This is a genomic window from Vibrio iocasae, assembly GCF_042245395.1.
Lineage (GTDB): Bacteria > Pseudomonadota > Gammaproteobacteria > Enterobacterales > Vibrionaceae > Vibrio > Vibrio iocasae.
Map to the genome: position 1 here is coordinate 1,177,404 of NZ_CP145310.1, position 26,180 is coordinate 1,203,583.

Genomic DNA, 26,180 nt, shown 5'->3' on the forward strand with positions numbered 1-26,180 from the left:
TCAAAAGATACGCACAGGCAGTATAAAAAAGCTTCAAGCTTACAGGGACATCGTTAAGGGTGCGAGATTCTGCCTTATCTCTTTATAAAAAGCCAGAAAAAATTGAATTTCATCACACTTTTGTTCCTAATTATCGCTCTTTTGACATCAAAACATCATATTGCAACATTTTGCCTTACTAATAAGAGGTATAGACACAAAAATTCCCTTTGCTCATGGTAGTAAAATGCCCCGTCGATGCTATAGTGTGCGGAATTACTCAGCAAAATATAATCGAGATGTTTCAAGACAATCCTTTACTCGCCCAGCTCAAGCAGCAAATCAAAGAAAATATCCCTAAAAAAGAAGGCACCATCAAAGCTACCGACAAAGGCTTCGGCTTTTTAGAAGTAGATAGCAAAACCAGCTTTTTTATCCCGCCACCGTATATGAAGAAGTGCCTGCATGGTGACAAGGTTGTCGCACTTATTCGTACAGAAAAAGACAAAGAAGTCGCAGAGCCGGATGAGCTCATTGAACAGAGCCTTAATCGCTTTATCGGGCGTATTAAGATGTTCAAAGGAAAGCTGAATGTGGTTCCTGATATTCCTCAATTAAAGAGACTGTCTTTAAAAGCGAAAGCAAAGAAGGGACTTAACCCTGAAACCCTTAATGAAGGGGACTGGGTTGTCGGACACTTAATCCGACATCCTCTAAAGGGTGACAATGTTTTTTTTGTGGAAGTCAGTGAGAAAATAACCGACTTCGATGACAAAATCGCACCATGGTGGGTAACACTTGCTGAAAATGATTTACCAAATAGTGAGCCTGAAGGTGTTGAAAACTGGACGCTGAACGACGACGAGGAGCTAAACCGAGTCGATTTGACAAGTACACCGTTTGTGACCATCGATGGCGAGTCCACAAAAGATATGGATGACGCGCTTTTTGCTCGCCAGCTAGACAGTGGTAACTTTGAAGTAACGATTGCTATCGCGGATCCAACCGCTTATATCTCTCCAGACGATCAGATGGATAAAGTAGCCCGTGAGCGTGGTTTTACCATTTATCTACCAGGTCGAAACATCCCTATGCTTCCTCGCGATCTTGCTGATGACCTGTGTTCTCTTATTCAGGATGAAGTACGCCCAGCACTTTGCTGTACTGTAGAAGTCGACACACAAGGTAATATACTGGATGACATCAAGTTTTTTGCTGCGACTGTTAAGTCTCATGCTCGTTTAAGCTATGACAATGTTTCAGATTGGTTGGAACAAAATAGTGAAAATCACTGGGCTCCAGAAAAAGAAATCGCAGACGTACTTACCGTACTCAGCAAATTTGCTCAGGCGCGCTCAGACTGGCGTGAGGAAAATGCCGTCGTTTTCCCTGACCGTCCCGACTATAGATTCGAACTTAGCGACGACAACGATGTTGTTGCTATTCATGCCGATGAGAGAAGAACTGCGAATCGTCTGGTTGAAGAAGCAATGATTACGGCGAACATTTGCGCAGGACGAGTATTGGCGAAATCATTTGAAAAAGGCGTGTTCAATACCCATTCAGGATTTAAGCCTGAGAAGATTAAAGATATCGTCGCACTGGTGAATCCTGACGAGTCGCTTCCTTTTACTGAGGAAAGCTTAACAACACTTGAAGGATTCAGTGCGCTCAGACGTTGGCTAAATGCTCAGGACACCTCTTATTTAGATAACCGTATTCGCAAGTTCCAGGCCTACAGTGAGGTTAGCAATACGCCTTCTGACCATTTTGCGATGGGTTTGGATGTATACGCTACCTGGACTTCTCCTATACGTAAGTATGGCGATATGATTAACCACCGTTTACTTAAGGCACACATTCTACAAAAAGATCCTGTTCAACAACCGGACAACGCTATTGGTGAAGAACTGGCCGTTCATAAGAAACATCACCGAATCGCCGAAAGGAATGTCGCTGATTGGTTATACGCTCGAACGTTAATTAATGAGCCAAAAAATGAAACCAAGTACTCTGCTGAAATTTTCGATATTAACCGCGCCGGAATGCGTGTAAGAATTTTAGAAAATGGGGCGACAGCATTTATTCCAGTATCACTAATTTTGGATAACAAGACACGGATCGTATGTAACAGCGAAGATGGTACGGTATCCATAGACAAGGATCACGTTTACAAATTGGGAGATGTGTTAGAAATAGTGCTTACGGAAGTTAATTTAGAAAATCGAAGTATAGTCGCTAAGCCTACAGAAGTATTCTCAGATTCTCCAAAGGATGAACCAGAGAGTAAAACTGAATAATTAGCTTTTTGGTGGTACAGGCGTTCGGTAGAGAGCGCCTTTTATTGAATAAGAAAAAAGAATATGGCAAGAATTACCATCTACAACCACAGTAGCTTTACCACACGTAAAAAAGATCGCTACCCCGTTACCCAGTGTGGCATCATTTTAGTTGAGCAAGGGCAAGTTAAGTATCAAACCCACGAGCAAGAAAAACGTGAGCTTGCCGCTGGTCAATTCACCATATATCACTCCGAAGAGTTCAAAAATCTCGAATCAATCCCGGTGGATGATAAATTTGCCGCAAAGATCATCACCTTCGAACCGAGCTTACTGCAGCAATTTTACCTGCAACTACCACAAAAAACGTACACAGATGAATCTTCGTTTGCCCCTATTGACGAACATAAGGCGATTGCTTCCAGTATTTTGTTGCTCTTGATAGAAGCGGCTCAGAACAACAGCTCAGATCCTACGCTTGAAGCCTTATCGGTCGCCTTAATTATGGAAGTTATCGCAAGCTCTCCAGGCCATATTCCGATTTTACAGAGGGCATGTAATCAGAGTGCTGCTCAAAAAGTGATTCGATTTATCGAACTCAATATCGAAAATGAAGTGTCTCTTGAAAATACAGCGCGTTTCCTTGGTATGTCGACTGCAACCCTGAAACGTCGACTCGCTGCGGAAGGGTTAAGCTTCTCTCAGATACTCAAGGTGAAACGAGTAAACTATGCAGCGACGAAGTTACGCCTTACCAACAAATCGATAGCAGAGATTGCCTTTGAATCAGGCTTCAAGAGTGCGGCACACTTTAGTACCGCTTTTAAGGGCGTGCAGGGAATTACGCCGAAAGAGTTTAGGCAACGCATCGTTCACGGTGGCTAACTAAGCCACTCACCCTACCCTTACCATAAGATATTGTGTGGATCATGGAGCAACTCTTCCAGTTGCTCCTCATAATCTTTAGTTTCATTAAGATGAGGGTAATCGTACCATTCAAGCTGATCCATCTCGCCTGATTTGGATTCTGCGACTTTGAGCCTCCATCTCGACATTTTTGCGTTATAAACCAGTTTCGCTACCGGGATAATCGCATTGATATGTGAAGAATCAAGTAAAAAACATTGTTTAGAGAAGTACACACCATCAGAAACAACTTCGTATTGAGCCTTACCCATTTCAGCCGGCACGTTCCGATTTCGATTCTGGCAAAACTTTAGCAACGCTCTCTCGAGCCGAAATAGCTCTAACTCAGATAGTTTCATGCTCTACTCTTCTGTTACACCCTTTCCTTCATAATAATACGCTTGTCATAAATATTCTCACTGTCTAATGCATGCAGCTAATCAAAGATGTCGCTAACGTCACACTAACGTCATATTTTGGAAATAAAATCCTTAGCTAACTTATTAATCTAACTGAATCAATCTGTTCAGGAGTCATCTATGTTCCGTTTCGCGGTAAGCGCGCTACTTGCTGTTTTCGTTACTTCTTTATCTGTTCAAGCTGAAGAAATAAATGTATCTGGTTCAACATCCGTTGCCAGAATCATGGATGTATTAGCCGAGGAGTACAACACCACTCACCCCGAATCGTACATCGCAGTACAAGGTGTTGGATCCACTGCGGGCGTTACACTAGTCAAAAAGGGTGTTGCGGAAATAGGTATGAGCTCTAGATATATAACTGAGGGCGAACTTTCAGAAGATGATTTGATTGTGCACCCTTTTGCTTACGATGGTCTCGCGGTTGTTGTAAATCATGCGAATTCTCTGACTGACATTTCTCGAGAGCAACTATTTGATATTTACAAAGGAAAGCTAACTAACTGGAGTCAAATTGGTGGCACCGATACACCTATAGCTGTAGTGACCAGGGAGGCTTCTTCAGGATCAAGGTACAGTTTTGAAACGCTTACTGGATTGACTCGTGTTATCAAAGGAAAGCAAGTGTCAGCCATCAATCCAAATAATCTGGTCGTTAATAGCAACAGCATGGTTAAGAGCCTTGTTTCAAACAATCCACATGCAATTGGTTTTATCTCAGATGGTTCAGTTGACCGTTCAATTAAAGAATTAAAATTTGAAGGGGTGGAAGCAACTCCAAAGACCATCGCTTCTGGTGAATACAAGCTAGCGAGACCCTTTATCATTCTCTATAAAAAACAGGGTGTAAGTGACGGTGCTATTCGTTTTATCGAGTTTGTTAAATCCGAACAGGCCAAATCACTCATAAGCCAATACGGCTACACACCGACTAAGTAACAAAAAGCCGAACATTTTTCATTCGATGCAAAAAGGGAGCTGAATTCAGCTCCCTTAATGAATAAACTTGTTTTAAAGAACGAGTCTCTTAGAAGTATAGTCGGATAACAGAAACGACAACACAACCCGGACGTCTTACTCCGTCTATCTCAACCTTTAATTCTCGCTCTATCTCAAGGCCTTTGCGGATAGGTGTTACCTTCTTTAGCGTACTACGAGTGCGAATACGATTCCCCGCTTTTACCGGATATGGGAAACGAACTTCGTTCAATCCAACATTCACAACCATTTTTGCGGTTGGAAACATAGGGTTTTCCGGGTCAACACTATCAGTCATCTTAGAAAGCATTGAAAGCGTCAGAAAGCCATGGGCAATCGTGGTTTTGAACGGAGATTCCGTGGCAGCGCGCTCGGGGTCGGTGTGAATCCACTGAGTATCCTCTGTTACTTCACCAAAAGAGTTGATACGCTCTTGATCGATGGATACCCAGTCGCCTACATGGATTTCTTCTCCAAGTTGCTGTGTAAGTTCTACGTAGAGTTCCGCAGCAGCTTCAGAAAGCTCGAATGTCTCTTCCTGAGTTGGTTTTACTTCTTCATTAACTGCGGGCAATGCATGCTCTTTAACCCAACCTACCAAATGGTTAGAGCTGGTTTTAGTTACAAGACCGTTCCAATATTCTTTTAAAACCGGAGACATCAATCCTCTCAATTCAAGGTGATGTTTGGTTAATGATTCACGCTTGTGGAATAGAATATCAACAACTTTCATATAAGCCCTCAGTTAATAAAAAGTTCATCTCTGAACCGCGTGGCCGTAATTTTGAATGAGATCACAATATGTTGCAAATGGTTTCGAGCGTACAGGTGTAGGCCGACAAGGTGTTTTTATCTATTATTCAATAAGATACACAATAAAACACTATTTTATTAGATTGTGACACTCATCCGATCTCTTATACAATTAGAGCTCGAACTCCACCTAATGTTTATTTGTAATAGTCTGTACATTCAAATACCACTCGCAAACTTATCTTTAGGTATTGCATGCTGCGTAGTATTCGCTTTGATTACCGTTCTAGTTTGTTAAATTTCAGCTTCAGTTTGCTACTACCTAGAGACCGAAATGACAATCAAACATAAACTCTATTTACTTGGCTTTACATCGCTTCTAAGCATCGTTATTTCATTATTTAGCTTTTCCTATTTCGAAGGCAAAATAAGCAAGTTAATGATTGCGGATCATAATCTTTCCCAACTCGAACTTACCCTGATGCAACTACGTCGAAATGAAAAAGACTTTCTGCTACGTAAAGACGACAAGTACTACGATCAATTCTCCCAAAACATACAGAAATTCTTGCAAGATGGAGGCCAATTACTGGACTTATTATCTGAACAAGGCGTCGTCGTTAACGCGAATCTTGAACAGGACTTAAAACTCTACTCAAAAAGCTTTTCTAATCTTGTCGATGCGTACTCTAAATTAGGTAGTACTGATTCGGCCTACTTGAAAGAGCAACTCAATCAACAAATAGGTTTAACTTACAAGCAGGGTTTACAAGGTGAGACAAGGACGGCGTCACACGTTGTTGAACGGCAATTTGATTCCGTTCGTAGGGTAATCACCGATAGTATTTCAAACAAAACAAATGAACTTGTAAAAGCAAAGTACACATTTGTCATCATCGTATTTTTACTTTTCTTATCGATGCTGTACTGGACGTCCCTTGGAATTAACAAGAAGGTGAATGAGCTACTTACACTCATCAAACATATAAAAGAGTCGAATGACCTGACTTATAGAGCCAGCAACAAAGGAAACGATGAATTTTCTATAATTGGCAAGCACCTCAACTCATTACTCGCAGAGTTAGAGCAATATATACAAAAATCCAAATCAGAGTCTGACGAGTTAAGCGCCAATGCCCACGACATAAACCAACAGATTATCTCAGTCTCAAATGGATTCAGTAGTCAGTCAGAGCAAACTAACTTAATGGCCTCATCAACTGAAGAGATCTCGGTGAATATTAAGGATATTGCCCACAACACCGAGGACACAGTGAATGAAATCCTTATCGCGTCCGAATATGCCACTCAGGGACAAAAAACGCTTGAGTCTACAACCAGGAATATTCGTGAACTGTCAGACACTCTCAGTAATAGCCAAGCCACCGTTTCCACACTAAGTCAGAACGTTAATCAAATCGTGAACACCATGACGTTGATACAGGAAATTGCAGAGCAAACCAACCTGTTGTCACTCAACGCGGCCATTGAAGCAGCACGAGCGGGAGAGCAAGGGAGAGGATTTGCTGTAGTGGCTGATGAAGTTAGGGCCTTGGCGAAAAGAACAAGCCATTCTACAGAGGAGATCTATCAGATAGTCAGTACCATCGAAGCGCAAATGAAAACCGTGGTTAAGGAAATTGCCGACTGTAATGAACAAAGCGATAAAACCGCTGTTGACGCGTTGGAACTTGATAAAAGCTTATCCATGATTCAGCAAAATATGACAACAGTAAAAGATCAGTCTCAGATGATTTCCAACAGCCTGAACGAACAAGATGATGTTCTGATTCAGCTAAACAACTCTATCGCGCAGCTTACAGAAATCTCTGACAGCAATGGTGACTTATTGGATATGTGTAGCATTAAAATTGCAGACGTAAACAATCAGGCCAAGAGAATGAATCAATCGGTGAAATTATTTAAGATTGGAAACTAAGAGAGAAGAAATGGAGGCGCGTCCCGGAGTCGAACCGAGGTCCACGGATTTGCAATCCGCTGCATAGCCACTCTGCCAACGCGCCTCATTTGAATCAGTTCCTGCTTGGAACCTAACCGCTTAAATTCACAATATTACAATGAGTTGCTTCATCTTTGCGGTGATGCGTACTCTACGCTTTTATTTTTTGGAGTCAAATATATATTTAAGTTTTTTGTTTGTTCGAACAATAAAAAAGCAATCTGATCAACTAATCACCGTTACCAGCGCTTCATAATGCGTCCCAACATACTTGGGTGATAAGACCAACAGTGATCAAACATCTGCATCAATTGCGGATTACCATATTTAGACAAGCAAATCGCGTGGAATCGATTCATCTGTGACTGCAGATCTTTTACGAGTGACAATATCTCGTCTGGTTGTTTTGGAGCGATGAAATCTGATAAAACAACCATATCTGCATTTCGATACTTGCTCGTTTGCATCAGTTCGACTGTTTTTATCAGAACGGGTTCAAAATCTGTACCGCCATGAAACTGATAAGATAAAAAATCACTTGCCTCTTTTAACCCATCCTGACGAGTAAGTTCATAAGTGATCTGTTCGGTAGAGAACAAGATAACGTAACAGTCTCTATCTTCAGCCAGGGCAATTTGCATCAGCGCGTACGCCATTGCCTTAGCACATTGCTCCGGGAAACCGCTCATCGAACCTGATGCATCCACACAAATGACGAATGGCCCCTTTTCGATATCGGCCACTTTGGCTTCCGGTTTTTGCGCCTTAACTTTGCGTAGCTTTCGAGCCTTTCCTTTGACCTTGTAGTTCATCAATCGTTTATCAACAAGATGCTTATAGAACACGACTTCCAGCTCAGGATAGGCCAAAAACATGGTTTCATTAGGAAGCATGCGGTTGATATCATCACTCTCATACACACCGACGATGTCATCCGTTGCTTCGTCACTTTTCTCTTCAACCAGCTTTAACTCTTCAGTAGGCGTCTTATGCAGGCTAGGATCATCGACATTGCTCGCCATTCTGCCAAGCTGTTCTGCGATAGCCTGGAGGTCTCCATTTTTCTTTAAGAAATCCGCATATCGCTTCATGGTCGACACGTCTTTTTGGGACAGCCTCGCAGCAGCCATATCCCAGAGTCGCCCAATTTGCTTAAGGTCCCCTGCTTCTTCCAGCTTTTCCATGTTTTGCAAAGTTTCAATACGCTGGTAAAGATCTGCGAGAAACTTCTCTTTGTCTGACTCTAACTGAGCGATTTCTGCCTGCTTAATTGCTTTGGAGAGGCTCTTGTACCACTGCTCACAAAAATAATGCGGGAACACCGGGTTGTTGACCCCCTTGTTCCTTTTAACCAGCTTTTTCGCTTTCTTATGAAAAGAGGAGTGCCAATCGAGTCGTTCCAAAATAGAGGGAAGCTTTTGGTAGAACTCTTCTTCCGTTAGATGAATCGTTTCCTGATAAAGGTCGAGTTCCTTTTGAAAATGCTCGGTTTCACAAACTTTGGTGATCCTTTTCTTAGCGCTGCCTCGCCATTTAACGATCTGTCGTTTCAGAGATACTTTAATAGCTCTGTTTTCAGGAATCATTAATACCTGAGAGCGGCCAATAAGATCGTTTACCGCACTATCTATTATTCCTGATTCGGCAACCATCATTGCCAGATTTAGACCGTCAGCACCAAGCACCTGAAATGTTCCTTATTCAAAAAACTGGTTGAAGTTCTTAATTCTTTGAGCCGCTTTCTCACTCTGCTCTTTGATCTCTTCCAGCTCCTCAAGAACGCCTTGAAGGCTACTTTCCATCTCACGCGGCAGTGAAGGGTCAACAAAGCTATGAGGTAGCGCACCATGAAAATCTGAACGTACTTTTCTAAGGTGATGCTCGGCATGAGTGATCTGTGCTAAAGCCTGATCCGCTTTATTACACCATTCTTCGTATAAATCATTCGAAAGCCCTCCCCTGCTCACCATTCCTACAGGAACGGAGCGGTTAGCAATGTCTTTTATAACAAGGTTATTCGCAGGCCCAAGATCAAACCTCAAACGACACATGTTGGTGTTCTGGTTCACGTAACCATAAGCATCACCGCCACCTTCCCTGATGACTTTTTCAAGCTCATCACGGGAGACATATACCCAGCGGCTGTCCCCTTTTTCTGATTCGTTCACCGACATATTGCTAAGCAGCATCACTAACTTTATAAGTCCACGGCTTGAACCTACATTGTAAGTTCGTGCATCTGATATATCGTACTGGAACCCTTCCGACTTGCGCAGCAACTTGTTCTGGGTTTCCATAGACAACATCATTGAGAACTGACTTTCTATCTCTTCTTTAATCGCTGCCAACTCATCTCGACAGACTCTAATCTGGTGATGGATAACATCCTGATCAAATGCGTGATACAGGGCGAACTCTTTGATGACTTTCATTACCAGATTTCGCGACTCAGGGCTATGCCACAAGCAGTCTCGGAGCAGAAGCAAGTCCAGTGGATTAACCGTATCCCTACCATTAAAGTAGGCACTGGCTTTCAAAAGTTTGACCGATTTTTTCCATCTACGGTCGGAAACGTAGAGATCTTTGTCCGCCAGTTCCGAGTTCAAATCCTGAATCTGGTTTTCAAGCATGGTTTTTAGTTCATAAAGCTTTTCAAAACCCGTATCGGTTAACTCTACTTCTAGCAACTCCTCCTGCCAGCTATGATACTCCTCGTCGGTGATCACCAACTCTTCAGGTATTGTCGCTTCATCAGGTGTGCCAACCGTCAACATAGATTTGAAGTTTTGCTTACTCTGGATACGATTCAGATACACACGTACCAACATACGGTCGTACAGCGCTTCCAGGCCACTATCTTCGTCAGGCAACTCGTTGGATGCCGTCACCAGCAACCTCATCGGCACTTTTTCGATTTCATTGCCGTTTTTGAATGTCTTCTCGTTCACAACCGTAAGCAAGGTGTTCAAAATCGCAGGGCCTGCTTTCCAGATTTCATCCAGGAATACAATTTCGGCTTTCGGCAAATACCCGTCAGTAAGACGAACATACTTGCCGTTGTCTTTAAGTTCCTGAATACTCAGCGGGCCAAACACCTCTTCTGGTGTTGAAAAACGCGTCATGAGATATTCAAAATAACTGCTGTTTCCGAATGCATGAATTAGACGTTTGGCAATTAAGCTCTTTGCAATACCCGGAGGACCTAGAAGAAACACACTCTCCCCGGCTAGTGTCGCCAACAGGCATAACTTCACGGTATCTTCCCTCTCGTAAACGCCATCTGAGAGGGCTTTAGCCAGTTTATTGATTCTTTCTGAAAGTAGTGCTTTATTTGCGTGGCTTCTGCTCGGGGCTCGCATTCGGTTTTTCACTTATTTGTTTTTGATATATAAGATTTTGACATTGTTATTCAATTGTTACTAATTGTAATGTTGTGATAATTGATCTGTGTAACGCATGAATTTTCAGATCTGAGCTTACGATAACATCGCATCTAGCCCGTCAAACGTGTAACCTTACCCCAACGATCAGTATCTCGTAGGTTTGAAAACAATGATTACAAAAATACACAGTTGGAAGAATATTGAGCTCATTGAGGAAAATATCACTCTGCCAAATGAATTAGAGGTGCTCCATACCTCAATCACCCATCCGGGTGCTGCAGTTATTCTTCCTGTGACAGAAAGTGGGGAAATCGTCCTCACCCGCCAGTATCGACCATCCATTAAAAAGTGGATGCTTGAAATACCGGCTGGAACCATGGAACCTGGCGAGGATCCAATGAGATGCGCTGAACGTGAATTAGAAGAGGAGACTGGTTATAGCACGCGTGATCTACTTCCTTTAGGAGAGCTGACACCTCTGGCGGGCTTTTGTGATGAGACACAGTTTCTTTTTGTGGCAAAACAGCTGACGAAAACCAATCGACTTAGTTGCGACGACGACGAAGTTATTGAGGTAAAACAATACTCTGTAAACGAGTTAGAAGCGAAAGTCGTGTCAGGAGAAATTACCGACTCCAAAACCATTGCCGCGTTGTTCAGAGCAAAACTAGCCGGAGTTTTATAAACTAAATAGCATTACATGAAAAACGCCAGTCTACCTTCGAAGGTAAACTGGCGTAAAAATAAGAGAAGAGCCCTACCAAAGGCAGTGGAAAACCACATTCACTTAGCAATTATTGTCAATGTGGAAGGCAGGGCTTTAGGCACTATCCTGGACCTAATAAGACTCTTTCCATAGATCTTTAAATCAGTTCGCCTCTTTGGATTTCGGTGGCTTAACACCGTGCAACAAAGCAAACATCACTGGTACAACTACCAGAGTCAATACTGTTGCGAAGCCGAGACCAGCCATAATGGTAATGGCCATCGAACCAAAGAACGCATCAAATACCAGCGGGATCATACCCAGAATCGTAGTAATCGCTGCCATACTTACTGGTCGTACACGACTAATCGCACTATCGAATACTGCCTGATATTTTTCTTTACCAGACTCAAGCTCAATGTTGATTTGATCCATCAGTACGATACCGTTTTTCAGAACCATACCACTCAGGCTCAGCAAACCAAGAAGAGCGGTAAAGCTGAACGGCATATTAGTACCCAGCAGACCGATTGATACACCAATGATCGACAGCGGCACGGTAAACCAGATAACCAGCGGCTTCTTGATCGAGTTGAACAGGAACACGGTTACGATAAACATAAATAGGTAGCCCATTGGTAATGAGCTAAACAGCATTTGTTGTGCATCGGACGAAGACTCGTACTCACCACCCCATGTAATTTCATATCCTTCAGGCAGTTCAATGGCTTCTACGGCCGGACGGACTCTTGAGAACAACACGGCTGGTGTTTCGTCACCCAGAATATCGTGATCAGCCAGTACCGTCAGAGTTCGCTTACGGTCACGACGTAGAACAAGAGGCTCGACCCATTCCATGGTGATTCCGTCAATAACCTGCTCAATAGGAACGTAGGTTTGCAGCGTTGGACTCCAGATACCCAGGTTCTGAACCGTATCAAAGTTCACTCGCTCGTCTTCCGGTAAGCGCACTACGATTGGCAGAATCTCAGTGCCATCGCGGAACATACCGATGGTTGAGCCACCAAAAGCGGTCTGAAGTGTGTTCGATAGATCTTCTTTGGTTACACCAAGACGACGTGCCTTAGACTCATTAAACTGAGGAACCAGCTCTTTAGATCTTTCACGCCAGTCATGACGAACGTTGCGGGCACCCGGGTCGGCCGAGATGACATCTTCGACCTGTTTAGCCAGTTCTCGCAGTACTTGTGGCTCTGGTCCAGAGATACGTGCTTCAATTTTCGAAGCAGGAGAAGGACCAAACTCAAGTACACGGAATCGGAAATCTGGCTTGGTATAAATAGATGGCAGTTCCTTTTCAAGCTTCTCAATCATTGGATTGATCAACTCTCTGTCTTTCACACGGATCTGAACCTGCGAATACGCCTCGTAAGACTGCTCCGGAGCATATGTCAGCATGAATCGTTGCATGCCCTGCCCTGCGGATGTCGTCACATAGTCGATTCCTTCTTGAGCACGGATGTACTCTTCAACTTTCTCTGTTTGCTCGATGGTTTCGCGAATATCCGTTCCTTCCGGTAACCAAAGATCGACATAGAACATAGGTGTATTTGATGCCGGGAAGAACGACTGTTTTACGCTTCCGAACGCGACAATCGCACCGAAAAGTAAACCAACCATGCCAATTACAGTCAGCCAGCGAAAACGCATACAGAACTTAAGCAGCGCACCGAATACGACGAACAGTACCCCTTTGTACGGGTCTACTACTTCACCGTCTTCAGAAGGTTTGTTTTCCTTGAGCAGAAGATCCGCCAGGAATGGCGTCAATGTCAGAGCAGTCACCCAGCTAAAGAATAGCGAGAAACACAATACCCAGAACAATGAGCCCATGAACTCACCGGTTGCATCTGAAGACAATCCGATAGGCGCAAAAGCGGTTATCGCAATAACAGTAGCGCCAAGCAATGGCCATTGAGTCTGCTTAACGATATCGACGGATGCCTGAAGTTTGGTTTTACCCTTCTGCAACCCAACAAGAATACCTTCTACAACAACGATAGCGTTGTCCACCAACATACCCAGTGCGATAATTAAGGCACCCAGAGAAATTCGGTGCAGCTCTACATCGGTCGCTTTCATTAACATGAAGGTACCGAACACGGTTAACAGCAGCACAAGCCCGATGATGATGCCGCTGCGCATACCCATGGCGAATAGAAGTACAACGATTACGATACCAACCGCTTCTGCAAGACTAATAACGAAGTCCTGTACCGAACTGTCAACTTCTTGAGCCTGGTTGTAAAAATAGTTCAACTCTAGCCCTGCTGGCTTAATGCTTTCGAGCTCACCAATGCGTTTAGCTATTCGTTCACCAACTTCAACAACGTTCACGCCGTCAGCAAAAGAGATACCAAGGTTGATTGCCGGTTTACCATTGTAGGTCAGAACGTTGGTAGGTTTATCCGCGATACCTCGGGTAATGGTCGCCACATCTTTTAAGCGAATAAGGTTACCCGTATCACGTCCATTGATTATCAGATTCTCTAGATGTTCAACTGAGTTTAGAGATCCGTTTGGTCGAATCACCATACTCTGTCCATTGATCATCAGGTCTCCGGCAGACACGACGCTATTTTGCGTTGTTAGCAGGTTTGCAACGTTATTAAAATCGAGATCCAGAGACGCCAGTCTGTCGATGGAAATTTCAACAAACAGTTGCTCGTCCTGTGCACCGCCTTGCGACACTTTACCGACACCGGGAACAAGGTCTAACTCACGGGTAAGTGTATCGGCATAGCGCTCAAGCTCTACGTAGGAGTATCCTTCACCAGTGAGCATCAGCATTACGCCATATACGTCCCCGAAGTCATCGATAATCTGAACAGAGTTGACTCCAGATGGCAGCGTTGGCTGCAGGTCATTAATCTTACGACGCATCTCATCCCAGATCTGGGCAAGTTCTTCTGCACCGTAAATCGACTTCATTTCAACACGAATCTGAGACATCCCGCGAGATGATATAGAACGTATGTTTTTTACGTAAGGCAGCTGACGAATTTGCTTTTCAAGAGGGTATGTCAGCTCTTCTTCTACTTCTTCTGTTGTTGCTCCAGGGTAAGTTGAAATAACCATCGCTTCTTTGATGGTAAACTTCGGATCTTCAAGACGCCCTAAGCCCAGAAAAGATTGCACACCACCGATGATCAGGATGACAAGAAACATCCATGCGATAACCCGGTGTTTAATTGAGTATTCTGCTATATTCACGATTATTGTTCCTCGCCAACCACAACCACTGAGGCTTCATTACGTAACTTATTTAGGCTTGAGCTCACTAACTGATCTCCCTGTTTCACGCCCTGTGAAATAACAGCACCACTACTGTGTACTTTGATAACATCGACGTTCTGCTTATGAACGACGCCATCGACATATTTCCAGATAAAGAATTCGCCCGGTTTTTCGCCGGCATCTATAGCCGTCATCGGTACTTCGTATCCCTGTACAACGGCCAAGCCCGCTTCTAGCATGTCTACATCCAGATTCGCCGTTGAACCCGGCAAAATAGGTGGGGATACCTGAGGCATTTCAAGCCAGAATTCAAAGGCGTTTGAGCCCTCGCTTGGTTCGCTCGAATGCTCGTAATACTTAAGAATAAAATCTCGCTCGTCACCGCTGTATCGTGTTGGAATTTGATACTCACGCGTTTCGTCATCAGGGTTAATGGCAGCAAGAACAACATCGGAAATTGAAATTCTAACCCTTACAACATCACCACGATAAACATTAAGAACCGTTTCACCCGGGGTGACACTCTCGAACGACTCTTTTGGCACTTCTGAAACGAAACCATCAAATGGCGCTGTTAGTCTCGTGTATTCAAGGTTATTGCTGGCAACCTTAAAGTTAACTTCTGCAATTCGACGATTTGCTGTCAGCTCGTCAAGTTCAGACTGGGAGATCATCTTTCTCTTGATAAGATCTTTACCCCTGCTGTGCTGTTTTACTGCCAGCTCATACTGAGCCTGAGAATCAGCTAATTGCTGCTTCAGCTTACTGTCATCCAGTTTTGCCAGAAGCTCGCCTTTTTTAACCTTCTGTCCGGTTTTTACCAGAATAGACTCAAGCTCTCCTTCGATACGAAATGAGATTGGCGTTAAGTCTGCTGGCATTACCGTTCCTTTGAAGTTACGGTATTGATTTTCTAGTGGCTTTTGAACTTCAAACGTCGAAACAGTTAATGGCGCTCTCTCCCTCTCTATCACTTCCTCTCCACAGCCGATAAGCGTTGCTACAGCCAGAGGTAACAGGGCAAATTTCAGATTACGCTTGCGCATTAAATACCACCTTCTCTTGTCCAGGCTCTTACTACCTGACCTTCATTTAAATCTTTCGCTCCTGCGATAATGACAAAATCTCCCGCATTCAATCCATCGGTAACAAAACCAGAATCATCCAGTAATAGTTCCACTGCTTTAACCGTATTGCTTTGAGATTCAAACAACCAAACTGTTCCTTTGCCTTCTTCTCTGGAAATCCAGGCACCAGCAGGAAGTTGAATTGGTTTCGCTTCTCGAGTGTTTGCCAGAAGTACCTGACCCGTCATTCCCGTTAATATATTCATCGCATCTGGACGAATAATTGAAACTGTTGCGTTGTAACTGTTGGTATCGCTATTTGGTTGAGTAGACATCTCTTTAAATGCTGCTGGTATCATCACCTCGGAGTGAACATCAAACACCACTGCATAGTTACCTTCACGCAATGCCGCTATCCCGACACGATCAACGTAAGGGACAGGTATAGAGATATTAATATCGAGCTGTTCATTATTGATGATGTTTAGAATGGGTTGCTTAGCGCCAACAAACTGGTGGGTCTTTACAAAGCTAAGAGAAACGATACCGTCAAAAGGGGCTTTAATATTTGTGTAGCTCAGATCAGTTTTAGCTTCTTCAAGATTCGCTATTGCTGCTTTATATGATGTCTCTGACTGATCATAAGCATCAGCACTAATTAGCTTCTTATCAAAAAGTTGTTTATCTCTTTCATATCGAGTTTCGGCGAGTTCAAACTGAGCCTGTGACGCGTCTAGCGCTAATTGATAATCATTAGGATCCAACGAGGCCAAAATCTCATCTTTTTTTACTTTTTGCCCTTCATGAACTTTTAGGTTTTCTATAACACCAGGAACCTGAAAAGAGAGCTGTGAACGCTCACCTGCATCTACTTCAGCAAGAAATGCATCGTATCCGTCCCCTGTAAATGCGGGTATCTGATAAAGCTTTACAGGTTTTATAATCTCCTGCTGTGGCTCTGAGTTAGCCGGGTTGCATCCTGATAGAAAAGCAGCGAAGCCACCAACAACAGCAACCTTTAATAATGTGACGAAGGTTTTGTTATGCACCTTGTTGTCTCCCAATTACTAGATCGATAGTAAATATTTATTACACAGACGTGCAGTATATTAAGAAATGATATAATATCAATCATTATTTTCCATCTGGATAATAAAAATATCATGACGATTGGAACGAAATTTGGTAGAACTACGTCGTCTTTTTGAGAAGTAAGATTATGAGTGTAAGAAAACAAGGCAGAAGAAGTGCCGAAACAGCTGAAGCAACCAAGTATCAGATCTTGTGTGTTGCAGCAAAAATGTTTTGCACATTAGGTTATGAGCGTGTTTCACTGAGAAATATCAGTGAGTCTGCAGGTGTCTCCCACAGCTTAATCAGACACCACTTTGGTAGTAAAGAGCAAATCTGGTATGCCATCAGTGATAAGCTCCACGAGTATATGCAAGACTATATTTTCGGTCTCCTGGAGAAAATGGATTCCGATTTAAAAGCCAACGAAAGGCTTTATCAATTCTGTGTTCATTTGCATGCCCACATGCTGCTCATACCAGAACCGATACAGTTCACTGCTGAAACCGTACGTCAAGAAGGCGAGTTCTTTGATTATTTTGTTGATTGTCACGGTGAGATCGAACATGTTTTTGACGAACTGATAGATGAATACAACAAAGATAATCCTGAGAACCCTGTCGACATGTGGGAGCAGAAATGGATTCTCATTGGTAGCGCTCACGCTGCTACGAGTTTAAAACCTTTGTTGAAAACCGTTTGGCCTGATCAAAAAGGTGACGAGCAGAAGCTATTGAAGAAGCACTGGGACCTCTATAACAAACAAGTCGCAAGCAGCTTCCATGTCGAAGAGGACAAAATGATATTCCCTGAGGACCTCTCTTCGCTGCTTTTGCCTGTAGCAGAAGCATGGAAAGAAGCCCTTTCCTGTACAGAGAAGTGTAGAGAAGAGAACTAGCCTCTTCTCTTTCCACGGCCCTGATGGATTTTAAGTTTCGCTTTTAGCTTACGTTTTTCAGAAGAGCGGCTTTTTTTCCGTGGTCGTGATTGTTCTTCGATCTCTTCAATCAGGCTTGGTTCGAATCCCTGCAGCCACTCCTGAGGTACACGCTTGTCGATAAGCCTTTCGACAGCTTCCAGCAAGTACTCTTCGTCGCGAGACATGAGAGATACGGCAAGCCCAGTTTGGCCAGCCCTACCGGTGCGACCAATTCGATGAATATAGTCTTCAGCCTTATAAGGCATATCAAAGTTCACCACACACTCCAGCTCTTTGATATCGATCCCTCTTGCCGCCACGTCTGTCGCAATCAAAGCCCGTATTTTTCCTGACTTAAAATCATCAAGTGCTTTCTGACGAGCCCCCTGACTCTTATCCCCATTGATCGATGCTGCTTTTATTCCATCGAGTTTCAATTCTTTGACCAGTGCATCAGAGCCTTGCTTTGTCTTAGTAAACACTAAAACCTGTTGCCAGTTTTTAGAACCAATTAAATAGGCCAAAAGCTCTCTTTTACGCTTTTTATCAACGGGATAGAGAATCTGTTCAACGGATTCTGCCGTGCTGTTTTCCGAGGCAACCTGTACTTCTTTCGGATTATTTAGGATCTTATAGGCTAACGTTTTTATCCTTTTATCAAACGTTGCTGAAAACAACATCGTCTGACGCTTTTCTGGCACTTTTCTCAAAATTCGCTGAATATCCGGTAGAAAACCCATGTCCAACATTCGATCTGCTTCATCCAGAACCAATACTTCAACTTTACGAAGTGACACTGCCTTAGTGTAAGCGTGATCAAGTAAACGACCTGGAGTGGCTACCAGGATGTCAGCACCTCCATTTAACTTCTGTTGCTGAACTTTGATACTCGTACCACCATAAGCGACAACCACTTTAAGCTCCGTTTCCTGACTATAGCTGACAATACTATCGTACACCTGCTGTGCTAACTCTCTGGTAGGCGTAACAATCAAAGCACGTATTATGTTTTCCTGATCTGACGAGCCTTTTGGTGTGTTTAAAAGATTCTGAATAATAGGTAAAGAAAAAGCGGCTGTTTTACCGGTACCTGTTTGCGCTCCAGCGAGTAAATCTTCCCCTTTCAGAACATGGGGTATCGCCTGCGCTTGTATAGGTGTCGTTTCAGTAAAACCAAGTGCTCTAGTAGCATCAATTAATTGAGGGATAAGTTCTAGTGACGCGAAGTCTACTGATTCTTGTGCTGCTTGATTTTCTGACATGGTATGAACCGCTTTTGAACAAAGGTGCGAATTCTAGCAAAGATCTTTTGTCCGCGCAGCGTATCTATCGAATAAACGACTTACATCTGTTGACTATGAGCTTTTGCAGCTTCCAACACGTCATTATACAGAGAGGGAAACAGTGCATTTAACTTGTCGTAATGCTGAGCCAGCGAGTCAAAGCATCCCGCTAATGTGCCCATTCTTTCACTTCGGAGAGACATTCTGTATAGAGCATGCTCAAGATTTGAAAAGCGCTCGTAGGACTCAAGCCACTTTCCTTGCCAAACTTTGGAGTTGATTTGTAGAAACTTATCAGGAACGGTGTAACTCAAATGGCTGGTTTCTGACTCGGCATAGAGACAAAACTGAGCAAGAGTCTGGTGATGATACTCCGACCAATGTTTGGCTAAGCAATGATCCCAAAATAGATCTAAGGCAATAGGCGCAAATCGCCTGAGCTCATCAGGAAAGTAACTTTTCCCACATTTCATTGCATTATGATTGTCCGTATAAACATCAACAAACCTATGCAACTTAATTCCTTTTGCAACGTCTTCCGGATAACTTTTATACGGATCGCCTTTAACAAAATCACCAAGCAGGTTACCGGCTAAATCACTCTGACAATGTTGTGCAATATGCAGATGTGCTAGAAAGTTCATAATAAAAAAACCAGCGCACGGCTGGTTTCTCCTGAATAACTCAACAGATTTAATAGAGTATCAATTTTCTTCTGACGTATCTGCATCAATGTCAAAATCAGACAGGTCAAAGCCTATCTCAAGCGCGTCCATCCACTCCAAGCTTTCGTTTTCGTTGTACTGTTCACTCATAACGTCTACTCCTTCGATTCTTATGAGTATTGATACCATTCTTATATGACACTTTTTCTACAGTTGACAGAGAAACATTGCTCTTTATGACAAAAAATATGCACCACTTCATAGGAAAACGTTTGCTATGGAGTTATTTCTTAATTGTAAATATTTTGTGTTCACACACTGTAACAATATCTATAGAATCATTAATTAAAAGCACACTCCTGTTGGTGAACTATCATATAAGTGATACGTTACTTAAACTGCGGCTTAAGTGATAAACATCACACTAACGAGCTGCAAACATAATAATAATTACACTAAGAATGAGATATTGGGCAAGAATAGAGTGCGCATTTTAACGCACGCGAGAAGGTATAAATCGGAGCCATCATGAAAGAAATTCCTTTTAGACTGATAGATAGACTATTTATAAAAATGTCTATCATGGACAAATTCTGGGTAATTTTTATCCTGTTTATTCTGGCACTCACCACTTCTGCTGTTGGTCGATACAACGACACAATGGAAGCGGCACAACTTCAGTCAGAATCATCTGTACAAGCAGAACTTCAAGGGATGGTCTTAATCGCTGACAAAACGCAGAACTTTGATGCTTTGTCATCAGCAGGTGTAAAACTGTCAGGTTCGGGGTCAGCTAAAACCACCCGCTCAGGTGACAATGTCACTGCCACATTACGAGTTGGTGATGGTCGCTACGCATCCTTGACAAGAAACGTAGCCTCTGCCGAAGCAAAAGTGACAGACGGAGCGATGACAACTTTGGCACTCACCTACTTATGGGTTATTCCATTCGCTATTTTTTGCTACTGGGTAACAAGCTTCCTTGGTGGCGCGCTGTGGGTTCTCTGGCAGACCACAAAGAAAATTGCTGAAGGTGATCTGACTTCACGTCTTGGATTCCATCCTGGCCGTGATGAGTTCGGTACTATTGGTTGTGCGCTGGATAACGCGATGGACACATTAACTGATCTTGTAAAAGTCGTTAAAACCAGTTCATCGACTCTTGAAGGTACGTCTCAAAGCTTCGAAGTAGAAACGAGAGAAAGTGAAGCACAAATCAACAATCAGCACGCCTCACTAGATTCAGTTGCAACAGCAATGGAAGAAATGACCGCATCAGCACAAGAAGTATCTAACCTTGCACAATCTACCGCTGATCGCTCTGAACAAGATTCTGCATTTGTTGTTGAAAGCCAGAACCTGGTTGAAAACGCGATTTCTGAAATTGGCCAGCTATCTAGTTATATTTCTCAAACCTCTGCTTCTGTGTCGACACTGAGCGAAAACACGACTCAAATTAACGAGGTTATCACTACGATCAACGGTATTTCTGAACAAACGAACCTTCTGGCACTGAACGCAGCTATCGAAGCAGCGCGAGCTGGAGAACAAGGTCGTGGCTTTGCTGTTGTTGCGGATGAAGTTCGAACACTTGCAAGCCGCACGCAAGAAGCAACGGTAGAAATTCAAAGCATGATTGAGAAAGTTCAAAATGAGACCAGCAACATTGCGAACAAAACTGAAGAAACCGTGAATCAGGCTCAGGTGAGTAGCGAACTAATCACACAACTTGGTAACGACATTAATAACGTTGCCGAATCATCGAAAGCGGTTATGGATATGAGTATTCAAATCTCAGCCTCTGCGGAACAGCAGAGCGCGGTTGCGAACGATATCGCACGCGAGCTTAGTGAGATCCGCACTCAGTCAGAGACCATTCGCGGCGTTGCTGAGCAGCAAGCTTCCGGTGTGTGTGAGTTAAGTAATGCATCCAAGAACTTAAATAACGTTCTGGCTGGTTACCAAACCAACTAATCCCGCATTACGTAAATTTTTAGTTGAAGCCTGCTTTCTCTGAGAGCAGGCTTTTCTTTTGTCATATCCTCTATTTCTGCTAAGCTTCTGTTTAAATGAATAAATTTCAGGCTAGGCATGAAAAATCAAAAGCTACTCGTTCTTCTTAGCATAATCATCTTTACCGGGTGTGCTACCTATACCGGAATTAATTACAACGAACTGTTTGGTGAGTCCTCCGTACGTGAACGAAGTGCTCCTTACGGTTCTGAAGCTGCGGAACACTATTTAACGGAAGTAAAACCGGTTATCGATAACCGTTGCGTTGTTTGTCACGCCTGCTATGACGCCCCTTGCCAATATAAGATGTCCTCAGCACAAGGGATTGATCGTGGCGGTAGTAAAGACAAAGTTTATGAAGGAAGCCGTCTGACAGCCTCAACACCAACAAGGTTGTTTGAAGATGCTGAAACTACACAGCAATGGCGAGATTTCCATTTCCACCCCGTTCTTAATGAAAGGGCTCAAACCGGTGATGCCAATCTTCAGGCTGGATTAATGGCAAAAATGCTGGTTCAAAAAGAGAACAACCCACTCCCCCAACAGGACCAGCTTGAAGGCTTCGACTTTAGCATTTATCGAGCAGAGCAGTGCCCAACATTAGAGGAACATGCTCAGTATGAGCAGGATTATCCAAATTGGGGGATGCCATACGGAATGCCTAACCTGGACCGAAATGAATATGCCACACTGATCAACTGGATTGAAACTGGTGCAATCATGTCAGCGGACAAACCGGTGTCACATGAAGAACAAAGGCTTATTGCGAAGTGGGAAATGGTTCTTAATGGTAATAGTCTGAACTCACAACTTTCTGCCAGATACTTATATGAGCATCTTTATCTTTTCCACCTCTATTTTTCTGACTTAGGTGAAGAGCCTCGTTTCTTTACTTTGGTGCGCTCTTCTACACCACCCGGCCAACCCGTTCGAAGAATCACGACCCGAAGACCATACGATGCACCGGGCGTAGACCGAGTCTACTACCGATTGATCCCTGAACTCGCCAGTATCGTCGATAAAACTCATATGCCTTACGCATTGAACGAAGAGAGACTGAGCAACTGGGATGACTGGTTTTTTAATGGCAGCTACAAAGTAAACCAACTTCCTGGTTATAAGCCTGAGATTGCTGCGAATCCGATGACAGCATTTACAGATCTACCGGTCAGAAGCCGTTTTAAGTTTTTAGTGGACAACTCACAAACAACCATCATGGCATTCATTAAAGGGCCTGTTTGTCGTGGTCAACTCGCATTAAACGTCATCAACGACCGATTTTGGGTGTTCTTCTTAGACCCGGATAAAGCAGATATTCCAGAAGTAAACGAGTTTTACGCTTCTCAGGTAGACAACCTGAAATTACCGGGTGAGCAAGAAAGTAATACTACTCCCGTACTTAACTGGATTTCATACTCAAAACAACAAGCCCGGTACCTGGAAGCAAAATCTGAGTTCGTTAATAAATGGTTCGAGAACGGCCAACACCTGACTACAGACGTCATCTGGGATGGTAATGGAACGAACCAGAATGCCGCTTTGACCGTATTCCGCCACTTTGATAGCGCCTCTGTTGTACAAGGCTTGGTAGGTGAAAAACCAAAAACTGCCTGGATTCTGGATTATGCGCTTCTGGAAAGAATTCACTATTTGTTAGTCGCAGGATTCGATGTCTATGGCAACTTTGGTCATCAGCTCATCACTCGAATGTATATGGACTTCTTACGACTTGAAGGTGAAAGTAACTTCGTCGCCCTTCTTCCCGCAGACGTTCGTCATGAAGAGCTAAACTCCTGGTATATCGATCAGGGAATGCACCTTTCCGAGTTTCTTCAGCGTAATGTCGCCCCTTTTAGCCAGCCTACCAAGGTGATCTATGAGACCGATGATACCAAAAACGAACTGTATGGCTTGTTGAAAGAAAAACTGCGTCCTGTCTTGAATGATAGATACGCAATAGTGAACACAGGGATGTCTGAAGAAAGCGAACAACTGCTGCGTCAGATAGATAAACTTAAGGGTTTCGGTCAGGAGACATTACCGCAAATCAGCATGATGATGATTGAAAGCCAAAATGGACAAAAGAAGCTGTTTACGCTTTTACGAAATAATGCCCATAAGAACATATCCAGTCTCTTCGATGAGGAAAGCAATCGCATTCCTCAAGACGATGACTTAACGCTGGTGAAAGGCGTGATCGGAAGCTATCCCGCCGTCTTTTTCTCACTGAAAGAGCAGGAGATTCCTGAGCTTATTACTATGCTCAAAGCAACGGTAACTGCAGAGGATTACACACGTTTGCTGGACAGATTTGCCATCCGTCGTTCATCTCCGGCCTTCTGGCAGTTTAGTGATAGCGTACATAATTGGTATAAGCAAGATCAGCCAATTGAAGCGGGTTTATTGGATTACAACCGATTTGAAAATCGATAAGCTAGCGGAATAAAAAAATCACGACTACGCTTTAATTGTCTTCTTGATATCCTTAGCAGGAGGCCAATATGGACATCAGAGAGAAAATTGAGGAGCTTGAACACGAGATTTATATCGCTTGCTCTGAAGGAGACGTAGAGCAGATGAACCTTCTGGAGAATCAGCTCGAACAGCTTAGGGGTAGGATGCAGCACGTATTAGACGATGATCCTTATGCTTTAGACGATTATATGTACGACGATTAATTACTTCACCCCGGTTCTATACCGGGGTTCTTTTCTTCTCTTTCATCAACATCAAAAGCTTCTTTTTGACCCTATTTTGACGTTAAACGTTTGCGTAATCGCTAACCTTCAATTTCTATCATTTTGTGACTTTCATCATGTTCTGTGCCCTGATATAGTGCGTTCCGTTCAATTAACACAGACGGTTCGAGGCACGGAGCTACCTCACTTATCTCAAGAAGAGAAGAATTGGTACCGAATGAATATCGGCATTCAAAAGAGGGTCATTTAATGGATACTATCGAAATTATGGGTTACGCAGCTTCAATCATGGTTGCTATCTCTCTAACAATGAAAGACATCGTAAAATTACGCGTATTAAACTTTGTAGGCTGCACATTTTTCGTAATCTACGGTCTTATGATTGGTGCACTTCCAGTAGTTGCAACCAATGCGTTCATTGCTGTCGTTAACGTCTACTTCCTTGCAAAAATGGTACAAGAGAAGAAAAAAGACAAGTTAACAGAAACAAAGCTAAACGCAGCTTAAGAAAACTTGATTTTAGAAAGGCTCTGCATTTGCAGAGCCTTTTTTGTTTAAAGTGAAAGATTAAAATGGAAGTTGTTATTTAGTCAGCCCCATATTGCTCAGTGTTTTTCCCAACAACCATTCAAGTTCTCGGTTTCCTGACTCACCATAGTGGCTTTCAAGCAGATGGTAGAGGCGTTCAACACCTTTCTTTGCAAAACCAACCTCATGTTCGTTATTAACGATATGGTGGAAGAGAATTCTTAATATCGCAACAAACTCACTATTCTCAAGTGCACTTATCCAACTTCTGGAGAAAGAGTCTAAATCACTTTCTGTGTTTAAATGGCTGATAAATTGGCTATATATCCTGTCATCAAGTGAAACAATAAAATCTGTTTTTTTCGGGAAGTGATGACTAATACCCGTTCGGGAAATTCCTGTTTGCTGACTTAATGTTGTGTAAGACATTTTGTCATAACCCAGTCTGATCAACTGATCAACGACTGCATCCATGATAGTTTGAATAGTAACTTCTGTCTCTTCTTTACTACGTTTTGGCATGTTGTAGGCTCTTACTGTTATATATGTATTTTGATGCTACTCAGTTTTATTTATCTGGTAGATCTGCCTTTCTACTTCCTTATATTCGCTCCTTTCAATCATCTCGGGATTGAAGATGATGCTGCCCATTTCAATTTATTAAGCATTCTTCTTGCTTATTAAATGAGCTGATACATATTTTACATAAATAAATAAGTCTAAAAATTGCCTGGAAATGCCTTGTTACACTCTCAAGCTAAAATGTAACACTATGGCGTCATGTAATACTTAAATTGTCATATTGCTCAATATTTGTGCACATCATCGTAGAAAGTACTTTTTTATACATGCTAAGTAGAATATTGCTCCCAATAACATTTAGCGCTATCTTTCTCTGATCCTGCTGGTTACTATTAGCAGTCTTATAAGAGGATGTTGTTATGTCAGAAGAAAAAAAACTATTTGAAGAACAAGAAAACGAGTTGTGCGAGGCTTGTGGTGTGTCTGCTGAGATGGGCTTTATTATTCACGAAGGCGACAACGTAGCGGAAGTCTCTCTTTTCGGAGAATCTAAAGTCGCTCTGGAAGCGGAGTTTAAGAACTACGAAGTACTTGCAAAAGAAGTTTCTGCATCAGCGGAAATTGAAGTAGCACCAATGAACGAAGACGCAAAAGAACTTCATGCTCGCATTAAGTTTGAAGTGAGCGCAGAAAAACTCATTTATGAATTAAAGACACGCTCATTAGCTCGATAAGCGTGTTTCTCCTTGATGCATTGGAATTGTTTGGCGGACATCATGTCCGCTTCTATCT

21 protein-coding genes and 1 tRNA gene are annotated in these 26,180 nt (G+C 42.9%); 11 read left to right on the forward strand and 11 right to left on the reverse strand.

Annotation, left to right across the window (positions count from 1 at the left end; genetic code table 11):
- Window positions 1-278: 278 nt before the first annotated feature.
- Both rnb and SNR28_RS05330 read left to right on the forward strand, forming a co-directional pair.
- Window positions 279-2,279 carry an exoribonuclease II gene (gene rnb / locus SNR28_RS05325; protein WP_375748176.1) on the forward strand — a complete coding sequence of 667 codons (2,001 nt, stop codon included), beginning with the start codon at window positions 279-281 and terminating at the stop codon, window positions 2,277-2,279.
- 63 nt (window positions 2,280-2,342) lie between these two features.
- Window positions 2,343-3,143, forward strand: coding sequence for a helix-turn-helix transcriptional regulator (locus tag SNR28_RS05330; RefSeq protein WP_375748177.1), 801 nt, complete (start codon window positions 2,343-2,345; stop codon window positions 3,141-3,143).
- Window positions 3,144-3,163: 20 nt separating this feature from the next.
- On the opposite strand, the gene SNR28_RS05335 is transcribed toward SNR28_RS05330, so the two are convergent.
- Window positions 3,164-3,523, reverse strand: coding sequence for a DUF3024 domain-containing protein (locus tag SNR28_RS05335; RefSeq protein WP_375748178.1), 360 nt, complete (start codon window positions 3,521-3,523; stop codon window positions 3,164-3,166).
- 180 nt (window positions 3,524-3,703) lie between these two features.
- On the opposite strand from SNR28_RS05335, the gene SNR28_RS05340 reads away from it, so the two are divergent.
- A complete protein-coding gene (locus SNR28_RS05340; protein ID WP_375748179.1) occupies window positions 3,704-4,522 on the forward strand; it encodes a phosphate ABC transporter substrate-binding protein in 819 nt (272 codons plus the stop codon).
- 88 nt (window positions 4,523-4,610) lie between these two features.
- On the opposite strand, the gene SNR28_RS05345 is transcribed toward SNR28_RS05340, so the two are convergent.
- Window positions 4,611-5,294 (reverse strand): MaoC family dehydratase, encoded by a 684-nt coding sequence (locus tag SNR28_RS05345; protein WP_375748180.1) that lies wholly within the window; start codon window positions 5,292-5,294, stop codon window positions 4,611-4,613.
- Window positions 5,295-5,648: 354 nt separating this feature from the next.
- Here SNR28_RS05345 and SNR28_RS05350 point away from each other — a divergent pair, with 354 nt between their 5' ends.
- Window positions 5,649-7,253: a methyl-accepting chemotaxis protein gene (locus tag SNR28_RS05350; protein ID WP_375748181.1), complete on the forward strand. Its 1,605-nt coding sequence runs from the start codon at window positions 5,649-5,651 to the stop codon at window positions 7,251-7,253.
- Window positions 7,254-7,264: 11 nt separating this feature from the next.
- Here SNR28_RS05350 and SNR28_RS05355 read toward each other — a convergent pair.
- The 3 genes from SNR28_RS05355 to SNR28_RS05365 form a co-directional block, all read right to left on the reverse strand.
- Window positions 7,265-7,338, reverse strand: a tRNA-Cys gene (locus SNR28_RS05355).
- A 175-nt stretch (window positions 7,339-7,513) separates the two neighbouring features.
- Entirely contained in the window at window positions 7,514-8,959 is a 1,446-nt protein-coding gene (gene viaA, locus SNR28_RS05360) for an ATPase RavA stimulator ViaA (RefSeq protein ID WP_375748182.1), read from the reverse strand.
- Window positions 8,960-8,971: 12 nt separating this feature from the next.
- Complete coding sequence (locus SNR28_RS05365; RefSeq protein ID WP_375748183.1) at window positions 8,972-10,633, reverse strand: ATPase RavA domain-containing protein; 1,662 nt, start codon at window positions 10,631-10,633, stop codon at window positions 8,972-8,974.
- Window positions 10,634-10,826: 193 nt separating this feature from the next.
- Between SNR28_RS05365 and SNR28_RS05370 the strand changes: the two genes are divergently transcribed.
- Complete coding sequence (locus SNR28_RS05370; RefSeq protein ID WP_375748184.1) at window positions 10,827-11,342, forward strand: NUDIX hydrolase; 516 nt, start codon at window positions 10,827-10,829, stop codon at window positions 11,340-11,342.
- 183 nt (window positions 11,343-11,525) lie between these two features.
- Here SNR28_RS05370 and SNR28_RS05375 read toward each other — a convergent pair whose 3' ends face one another.
- The 3 genes from SNR28_RS05375 to SNR28_RS05385 are packed head-to-tail and all read right to left on the reverse strand — an operon-like array spanning window position 11,526 to window position 16,737.
- Entirely contained in the window at window positions 11,526-14,552 is a 3,027-nt protein-coding gene (locus SNR28_RS05375; RefSeq protein ID WP_375749903.1) for an efflux RND transporter permease subunit, read from the reverse strand.
- A gap of 47 nt (window positions 14,553-14,599) precedes the next feature.
- On the reverse strand, window positions 14,600-15,667 hold the full coding sequence (locus SNR28_RS05380) for an efflux RND transporter periplasmic adaptor subunit (RefSeq protein WP_375748185.1): 1,068 nt from the start codon (window positions 15,665-15,667) through the stop codon (window positions 14,600-14,602).
- Entirely contained in the window at window positions 15,667-16,737 is a 1,071-nt protein-coding gene (locus tag SNR28_RS05385; RefSeq protein ID WP_375748186.1) for an efflux RND transporter periplasmic adaptor subunit, read from the reverse strand. The genes SNR28_RS05380 and SNR28_RS05385 overlap by 1 nt, the downstream gene beginning before the upstream one ends.
- 170 nt (window positions 16,738-16,907) lie before the next feature.
- Between SNR28_RS05385 and SNR28_RS05390 the strand changes: the two genes are divergently transcribed.
- Window positions 16,908-17,657, forward strand: a complete 750-nt coding sequence (locus tag SNR28_RS05390; protein WP_375748187.1) for a TetR/AcrR family transcriptional regulator — start codon at window positions 16,908-16,910, stop codon at window positions 17,655-17,657.
- Here SNR28_RS05390 and SNR28_RS05395 read toward each other — a convergent pair.
- Entirely contained in the window at window positions 17,654-18,940 is a 1,287-nt protein-coding gene (locus tag SNR28_RS05395) for a DEAD/DEAH box helicase (RefSeq protein WP_375748188.1), read from the reverse strand. The two genes, SNR28_RS05390 and SNR28_RS05395, sit on opposite strands and share 4 nt — an antisense overlap.
- 80 nt (window positions 18,941-19,020) lie before the next feature.
- Window positions 19,021-19,605, reverse strand: a complete 585-nt coding sequence (locus SNR28_RS05400) for an ACP phosphodiesterase (RefSeq protein WP_375748189.1) — start codon at window positions 19,603-19,605, stop codon at window positions 19,021-19,023.
- Between the two features lie 549 nt (window positions 19,606-20,154).
- On the opposite strand from SNR28_RS05400, the gene SNR28_RS05405 reads away from it, so the two are divergent.
- The 4 genes from SNR28_RS05405 (at window position 20,155) to SNR28_RS05420 (ending at window position 24,845) form a co-directional block, all read left to right on the forward strand.
- Window positions 20,155-21,600 carry a methyl-accepting chemotaxis protein gene (locus SNR28_RS05405; RefSeq protein WP_375748190.1) on the forward strand — a complete coding sequence of 482 codons (1,446 nt, stop codon included), beginning with the start codon at window positions 20,155-20,157 and terminating at the stop codon, window positions 21,598-21,600.
- 117 nt (window positions 21,601-21,717) lie between these two features.
- Window positions 21,718-24,072 carry a fatty acid cis/trans isomerase gene (locus tag SNR28_RS05410; RefSeq protein WP_375748191.1) on the forward strand — a complete coding sequence of 785 codons (2,355 nt, stop codon included), beginning with the start codon at window positions 21,718-21,720 and terminating at the stop codon, window positions 24,070-24,072.
- Between the two features lie 68 nt (window positions 24,073-24,140).
- The gene (locus tag SNR28_RS05415) at window positions 24,141-24,317 is read left to right on the forward strand and encodes a hypothetical protein (RefSeq protein WP_375748192.1); all 177 of its coding nucleotides are present in this window, start codon (window positions 24,141-24,143) and stop codon (window positions 24,315-24,317) included.
- A gap of 270 nt (window positions 24,318-24,587) precedes the next feature.
- Window positions 24,588-24,845, forward strand: coding sequence for a YgjV family protein (locus tag SNR28_RS05420; RefSeq protein ID WP_375748193.1), 258 nt, complete (start codon window positions 24,588-24,590; stop codon window positions 24,843-24,845).
- A 75-nt stretch (window positions 24,846-24,920) separates the two neighbouring features.
- Here the strand turns inward: SNR28_RS05420 and SNR28_RS05425 are convergent, their stop codons facing one another.
- Complete coding sequence (locus tag SNR28_RS05425) at window positions 24,921-25,388, reverse strand: TetR/AcrR family transcriptional regulator (protein ID WP_375748194.1); 468 nt, start codon at window positions 25,386-25,388, stop codon at window positions 24,921-24,923.
- 419 nt (window positions 25,389-25,807) lie between these two features.
- On the opposite strand from SNR28_RS05425, the gene SNR28_RS05430 reads away from it, so the two are divergent.
- Entirely contained in the window at window positions 25,808-26,122 is a 315-nt protein-coding gene (locus tag SNR28_RS05430; RefSeq protein WP_375748195.1) for a DUF406 family protein, read from the forward strand.
- The last annotated feature ends 58 nt before the right edge of the window (window positions 26,123-26,180 follow it).